Source organism: Muriicola sp., from assembly GCF_041567615.1.
Taxonomy (GTDB): Bacteria; Bacteroidota; Bacteroidia; order Flavobacteriales; family Flavobacteriaceae; genus Muriicola.
On the sequence record NZ_JBFGBM010000151.1, the window covers coordinates 1 to 6,785 of the forward strand.

General features: G+C 50.7%; 6 protein-coding genes. All 6 read left to right on the forward strand.

Annotation, left to right across the window (positions count from 1 at the left end):
- Positions 1-316: tetratricopeptide repeat protein (locus tag ABYP73_RS10265; protein WP_372974255.1), on the forward strand; the 316-nt coding region annotated here is incomplete at its 5' end.
- Between the two features lie 317 nt (positions 317-633).
- Complete coding sequence (locus ABYP73_RS10270) at positions 634-855, forward strand: hypothetical protein (RefSeq protein WP_372974256.1); 222 nt, start codon at positions 634-636, stop codon at positions 853-855.
- 324 nt (positions 856-1,179) lie between these two features.
- Positions 1,180-2,538, forward strand: a complete 1,359-nt coding sequence (locus tag ABYP73_RS10275) for a glucoamylase family protein (RefSeq protein ID WP_372974257.1) — start codon at positions 1,180-1,182, stop codon at positions 2,536-2,538.
- Positions 2,539-2,790: 252 nt separating this feature from the next.
- Positions 2,791-2,961: a DUF6747 family protein gene (locus ABYP73_RS10280; RefSeq protein ID WP_372946003.1), complete on the forward strand. Its 171-nt coding sequence runs from the start codon at positions 2,791-2,793 to the stop codon at positions 2,959-2,961.
- Between the two features lie 272 nt (positions 2,962-3,233).
- Positions 3,234-4,448 (forward strand): DNA polymerase IV, encoded by a 1,215-nt coding sequence (locus tag ABYP73_RS10285; RefSeq protein WP_372974258.1) that lies wholly within the window; start codon positions 3,234-3,236, stop codon positions 4,446-4,448.
- A 406-nt stretch (positions 4,449-4,854) separates the two neighbouring features.
- A partial coding sequence (locus ABYP73_RS10290) for a PHP domain-containing protein (protein WP_372974259.1) occupies positions 4,855-6,785 on the forward strand: 1,931 nt, incomplete at its 3' end.

The window sequence follows — 6,785 nt, forward strand, 5'->3', positions numbered from 1 at the left end:
AGCTGCTGCAACAGCAGAATTGATCAAAACCGATTTGGAAGCCAGCGATGACCCCAACAAATTGAGGCCGTATCACCAGGTTCACGCCTACGTGAATTTTCAGCAAGGCAATTATGAAAAGGCCCTGGAACATATGGCAGAGCTGGATCCGGACGATGTGTACAATAAATACTGGATGGCAAAGGCGTACAAAAATCTGGGAGATAATGAAAAGGCTAATAAACTTTTTGAAGAGATCGTAAACGACAATTTCAACAGTGTGCAGTATGTCCTCATCCTGGGCGAGGCCAGGGAAATGCTGGCTTCAATGAGCTAGGGGGCGTTCGGCCAATGTTGGTGATAAAAGATCCATATGAAAAGACGTGTTCATTATCTGAACACGTCTTTTTTTGAGAAAGAGTTAAGGTTCGGCACAGTTAAATGACAGGTTTTGTTTTTCAAAAACATTAAAGATTAATGATCTCAGTTTTACAGGGTCATAAGGTTGTACCTAAGTTAAATCTCTGATAATTAGTAAAATGAATGGTAATTCATCTCAGTTTTACCGCAGTTCAACGACCTTTTTATAAAAATCGACTTCTTTTTATCAAATTACACCGTTAAAAGTGCCCAAATCACATGAATAGCCTGCCTATGAAGCTAAGATACTCTCCTATTCGCTATGTTTATGGCTTGTTCCTCCTGTTGGCCCTGGCATGTACAAACAATGACGAAGTTGTATACGATCAGATTAGTGATGACAACATCGTAGATAAGTGTTTGATCTGTCCGAACAGGCCGTGTACTCCGGCTGAGATTGCCGCGTGCAGGAAAAAGATGAACCAGAATCACGAAGAAGTAGATACCAAGAATTAAGAGTTCTGTTTCTTCACATATATTTTGGTTTTTACTGACGGCCACCGTACGTAAACCCATACCCTTTGAGCTTAGTATTGCTTGAAGGGCTTTTCTGATTTTTGGGAGTCCGTCAGATTGTTGTAACGAAAAGTAGTAGCTTCAGAATCTTGGATTTTGTGTCTCCTGGCAGAACAGGGAACAGCAATAGGCCGGTCTCTATAACTCATTGGCTGCTGCCTCAATGATCACCATTGATAATCGGATCTTCTGGATTAAGGTATTTGGATACAGGAAGAGATACATTCTTTTCAATTAACTTTAGGCTCCAATAATAGATCCAAAGTGAAGCGTTCTGCAGTTTTTGTCCTGAAAGTATCGATTGCCCTGTCGGCTGGTTTGTTGCTGAGGTGTTCTGAGAAAGGGCAGGAGGCCAAAGAGGAGATTACTAACACACATGAAGTATTAAGCGATGAAGAACTCCTGGACCTGGTCCAGTCCCAGACCTTTAAGTATTTCTGGGATTTTGCTCACCCTTTAAGCGGTATGGCGCTTGAACGGTCCAACAGGGATGCCTACGGGGTATCAGGATATGAGATCGTTACCTCGGGAGGCTCAGGCTTCGGGGTGATGGCCCTGGTCGTCGGGGTGGAGCGTAATTATATTAGTCGCGCCGAGGCCCTGGAACGCCTGCACAAGATCGTCGATTTCCTGCTCTCGGGCGACAGATTCCACGGGGCCTTTCCTCACTGGTATTACGGCAGCACAGGAAAAGTACGCCCCTTTTTTACGGAGGATAACGGGGGTGATATCGTGGAGACCTCCTTTATGATCCAGGGATTGCTCACGGCCCGCCAGTATTTTGACGGGAACATAGAAGAGGAAATACTCCTGCGGGAAAAGATCAACCAACTGTGGCATGAGGTGGAATGGAACTGGTACACCCGGGGCCAGGAAATGCTTACCTGGCACAGGTCACCCGAAGACGAATGGGCGATCAACCACCAGATCAAGGGGTACAATGAGGCCCTGATCACCTATGTGCTTGCTGCTTCATCACCCACCCATCCCATATCGGCTTCTGTGTATCACAAGGGATGGACCTCGGGAGCCGACTTTACCAATGGGCAGGAATACTACGGACAGTGGACCCTGCCCCTTGGCCCGGATTTCGGAGGGCCTTTGTTCTTTGCCCATTATTCCTTCCTGGGACTCGACCCCAGGGGGCTGGAGGACGCCTACGCCGATTACTGGCTACAGAACGTGAACCACAGCCTCATCAACCGGGCCTATTGCATTGAAAATCCCAAAGGCTATGTGGGATACGGAAGGTACAACTGGGGCCTGACAGCCAGCGACAACCACCAGGGATATTCGGCCCACAGCCCCACCAACGACCTGGGAGTGATCAGTCCGACTGCTGCCATCTCCTCCCTGCCTTATACGCCTGAATACTCCATGGAGGCCCTTCGTAATTTTTATGAGAACCACCGGGAGCAGTTGTGGGGCCCTTATGGGTTCTACGACGCCTTTAATCTCACCGAGAATTGGTACGCAGAGAATTATCTGGCCATTGATCAGGGACCTGTGGTGGTCATGATCGAAAACTACCGGACCGGGCTGCTTTGGGATCTCTTTATGTCCTGCCCGGAGGTAAAGATCGGTCTGGCCACGCTCGGGTTCACGAGCCCGCACCTGGAGTAATCCCCTTTCTGTAGGTTCTATGCCCTGCAAAATCAGGAGATTCTTCCTGTGCAGTTCATCGATCATCTTCTGCTTCACATCGGATGAGGGCAAATCAGGGCCTGTCGATAAACAGCGTTTTCCCAGGGATGACGGTCTGTACTTAGGTCGTTAATCTGCATTTCGGGTACGATCAGCCAAATTTTCCCCTCCGCTTTGGCCTGTATAATAGCTTTGGAAGCAACAAATGAAATTTAACCTATTTATCAAGTTATGAAGACATTAATACTTTTAAAGGAAATTTACCTGGAGGCTTTTAAGCAATTAGAAAACTTTGTAATCAGGAAATTTTTTAAATTTTTCGCCTGGTTTAGTTTTATTCTGTTCGGTGTTGTGCTCTATGCCTTTATTTACCGAATAATTACTGGTTTTCCCTTCGATTAAAGAACCACGGTTCTTTCTAAAGACCTCCATGCGGAAAAAGTTTGATCTGATCGACCTGTTTATCCTGGTGGGATGCCTGTTCATCTCCTTTATGGTGTTTATGATCATACAGGCTTTTCAGTCGCTTTAGGCGATAACAACCAAACGTTTCAATATTACAACAGGCCGTGTACCCAGTACACGGCCTTTTTTATTTTTGCATACAATTTTAACATGGAAAAAATCCAAATACATGGAAATATTCCATATTTTAGCTATCCTTTTCTGGTTGTATGCAAAAGACGATTTTACACCTGGACCTCGACACGTTTTTTGTGTCCGTGGAGCGGCTCATCAACAGCGAGCTGAAGAACAAGCCTATCCTGGTGGGGGGTACCAGCGACAGGGGCGTGGTGGCTGCCTGCAGCTATGAGACCCGGGGTTTTGGGGTACATTCGGGCATGCCCATGAAGATGGCCCGGGAACTCTGCCCTGAGGCCGTGGTGATCCGCGGTAATGCGGGCACCTACAGCAAGCATTCAGACCTGGTGACCGAGATCATCAAGGAAAAGGTCCCCGTCTTCGAAAAATCCAGTATTGACGAATTCTACGCAGACCTCTCGGGGATGGACCGCTTTTTTGGCTGCTACCGTTACGCCACCGAACTGAGGCGGACCATCACGAAGGAAACGGGCCTGCCCATTTCCTTCGGTCTTTCCGTAAACAAGGTGGTCTCCAAGGTGGCGACCAATGAGGCCAAGCCCAACAACCAGCTGAAGGTAGATTTTGGTTATGAAAAGCCCTTCCTGGCCCCCCTTTCTATTAAGAAGATCCCCATGGTGGGCGACAAGACCTACCAGACCCTGCGAAACCTCGGGCTGAGGCAGGTAAGGACCATACAGGAAATGCCTGTGGATGTGATGCAACGTGTACTGGGGGCCAATGGAAAGGTGATCTGGAAACGGGCCAACGGGGTGGATAACACCCCCGTCATTCCCTTTTCGGACCGCAAATCCATCTCCACCGAACGCACCTTCGACAGGGATACCATAGACGTGGGCAGGCTCAGGGGTATCCTCATCGCCATGACGGAGAACCTGGCCTACCAGCTCAGGCGGGGGGAAAAGCTCACTGCCTGCATCGCGGTAAAAGTGCGCTACTCGGATTTCAATACCTATTCCAAACAGATGCGCATCCCGTATACCAGTGCAGACCACATCCTCATCCCCAGGATCCTGGAGCTGTTCAACACCCTCTACAACAGGCGGATGCTGGTCCGCCTGGTCGGGATCAGGTTTAGCCACCTGGTGCCCGGGAATTACCAGATCAACCTGTTTGAGGATACGGAAGAGGCCTTGAACCTCTACGCGGCCATGGACCGCATCCGGGAGCGTTTCGGGGACAAGAGCGTCATCCGCGCTTCAGGTATGGGGGCGAAGACCATCGGGAGGATGGTGAACCCGTTTAACGGGCAACCTCCCATTGTGCTGGCACATCGAAAACAATAATTGTTGTCATCCCTTTTCTTTGCTCGTCCAAAGAAAAGGGAGAAAAGAAAAGACGCCTTATCTGAGGAATTTTTAGCTACACAGGGTAGCTAAAACCGGCATCGAAACTTCGCCATCCCGCCTTCGGCAGGACGAGTACCACCGAAGTTTCTCAGCCTATTCTGCAGATAAGGGAGATAAACAAACTCTGCTGAGTATAAATGTTGACTCTAAATTTTGAAAAAAAGATCCTTTCTCGTCAGCGAAAGAGGCAAACTCCGTTAAGGATCGCCGAAGCCTTGGAGGCGATCTAGGAGATTGACTCTGGTTTTAATGCTTGCATTAAAATCGCCTACGAGAAAGTGCCCTTTTCTTTGTTTCATTTCTTTTGGGCAAGCAAAAGAAATGAAAAGAAAAAAAGATTATTGTGTATTTAAATTGCCATACATACTACAGCCTCCGCTACGGCACCTTCTCCGAGGTCGCCCTGCTGGAACTCGCCCGGGAGAACGAGGTCGCCCGTCTGGCCCTGACCGACATCAACAACACCTCGGCCTGCCTCAACTTTGTCCGCCGGGCGGCCGACTTCGGGATACAGCCCATCCTGGGTATCGATTTCCGCAACGGGGTGGATCCCTGTTTTGTCGGGATCGCCAAAAACAATGAGGGGTACAGGGAACTCAACGATTTTTTGTCTCACCACCTTCACCGGGAGAAAAAGATCCCTTCAAAGGCTCCGGCTTTCCGGCACGCCTTTGTGATCTACCCCTTCGAGAAGGTCCTCCTCAATGACCGGTACCACTTCTCGGACCAGGAATATATCGGGATCTCGGTGGCAGACCTGAGGCGGCTGCCCTTTTCGAGGCTCATAGAATACAAAGACAAGCTGATAGTCCTGCAGCCCGTCACCTTCAGGAACAAGCGGGATTTCAACGCCCACCGCCTCCTCAGGGCTATAGACAACAACGTCCTGCTGAGCAAGCTGCCCGAAGAGGAACAGGCCTCCCCAGAGGAGAAGATGTTCCCCGTCCGCAACCTGGCGGAGGTCTTTTCGGAATATTCCTTTATCCTGAGGAATACGGAAAAACTCATGCAGGCCTGCAGCATCCACTTCGATTTTTCCCCGGAGCGAAAGTCGCAGAACCTGAGTACCTACCTCGGGAGTAGGGAGGAAGACGAGGCCCTCCTCGAAGAGCTCTGCCGGAAAGGGCTGCCCTACCGCTACCCGGAGGTAGACGACCGTATCCGCAGCCGGCTTTCAAAAGAGTTGCAGCTCATCAAAGACAAAGGGTTTGTCTCCTATTTCCTGATCAACTGGGACATCGTTTCCGAGGCCCGGAAACGCGGATTTTACTACGTAGGGCGGGGGAGCGGGGCCAACAGCATCGTAGCCTACCTGCTGCGGATCACCGACGTGGATCCCATTGAACTCGACCTCTACTTTGAGCGTTTTATCAACCTCTACCGGACCAACCCGCCCGATTTCGACATCGATTTTTCCTGGAAGGACCGGGAGGAGATCACCCGGTACATCTTCGACCGCTTTCCGCATGTGGCCCTGCTGGGCACCTACGTCACTTTTAAGTCGAGAGGGGTGATCCGGGAGCTCGGGAAGGTCTTCGGTTTGCCCAAGGCGGAGATCGACTTCCTGTGCGAAGGGCATTATACCCCCTCGGAACTGGACGGGGTCTCCCTCCTGGTCCTCAAATATGGCAACCTGATCAAGGACATGCCCAATTATCTCAGCATCCACGCCGGGGGCATCCTGATCAGTGAGAAGCCCCTCCACGCATTCTCGGCTACCCACCTCCCGCCCAAGGGCTTTCCCACCACCCAGTTCGACATGGTGATCGCCGAGGACGTAGGGCTTTACAAATTTGACATCCTGGGACAGCGGGGCCTGGCCAAGATCAAGGAGACCATAGAGATCCTGGCCCTGAACCGCCCGGAGGAATATGCTTCTATCGACATACACGACATCAAGGCCTTTAAGCAGGACCCGAAGGTGAACAGCATGATCCGGTCTGCCCAGTGTATGGGCTGCTTCTACGTAGAATCGCCTGCCATGCGCATGCTGCTCAGGAAACTGGAGGTAGACACCTACCTGGGGCTGGTGGCGGCCAGTTCCATTATCAGGCCGGGGGTAGCCCAGAGCGGGATGATGCGGGAGTACATCATGAGGCACCGTAACCCGGGGAGGGCAGAGGAGAAGGGGCATCCCGTGATGCTCGACATCATGCCCGAGACCTATGGAGTGATGGTCTACCAGGAAGACGTGATCAAGGTAGCCCACTATTTTGCAGGCCTGACCCTGGGGGAAGCCGATGTCCTTCGCAGGGGGATGAGCGGGAAATACCG